General features: G+C 61.7%; 1 protein-coding gene. It reads left to right on the forward strand.

Translation table 11 applies throughout. The features are described 5' to 3' along the window. Window positions 1-233: 233 nt before the first annotated feature. Window positions 234-671: SDR family NAD(P)-dependent oxidoreductase (locus tag M5B96_RS32390; protein WP_248801237.1), on the forward strand; the 438-nt coding region annotated here is incomplete at its 3' end.

A 671-nucleotide genomic window follows, 5' to 3' on the forward strand; every position in this document is an offset into this window, starting at 1 on the left:
TTTCGTCAACGACGCCGGTATCGAAGCCTTCCTGGCTGCCGGTTTCACGCGGCGCAACGTGCTGGAAGTGGTACTGGGCGTCGCCACCAAGGTCATGAGCAACTACACCAACCATCTAGTGCACACCCAGCTCGATCCGTTCATGAAAGGCAACGAATGGACCAAGCCAGCCTGAAACCTGCCTTCGGCCTTCACTCGGCCAGCCCCTGCACGGGCTGGTCCCAGGAGCACTCATGAACAAGCGAAGCTTTTTGATCACCGGCGCCAGCAAGGGCATCGGCCTGGCGTTGGCACAGACACTGGCAAACACGGGTCACCGCGTCGTGGGCATCGCCCGGCACGCTGGGGGTGTCGATTTCCCCGGTATTTTGGTACCGGTTGACCTGGGAGATCGCAAGGCGACCGAACAGGCCTTGGCGACGTTAACCCAGCAGTATGCGTTCGACGGGCTGGTGAATAACGTCGGTCTGGTTCGCCCGCAGGTGCTGGGTGAAGTGGATCTGGACGATTTCGATGCCGTGATGCGGGTGAATCTGCATTCGGCGCTTCTGGCCACTCAGGCGCTGCTGCCCGGTATGCGCGAGCGTCAATGGGGCCGGATCGTCAACATCTCCAGCCTGACCGTACTGGGCATTACCCATCGCACCGCCTATGCCGCCGCCAAGGCCGCG

It is taken from the genome of Pseudomonas sp. MWU13-2105, assembly GCF_023242315.1.
Lineage (GTDB): Bacteria > Pseudomonadota > Gammaproteobacteria > Pseudomonadales > Pseudomonadaceae > Aquipseudomonas.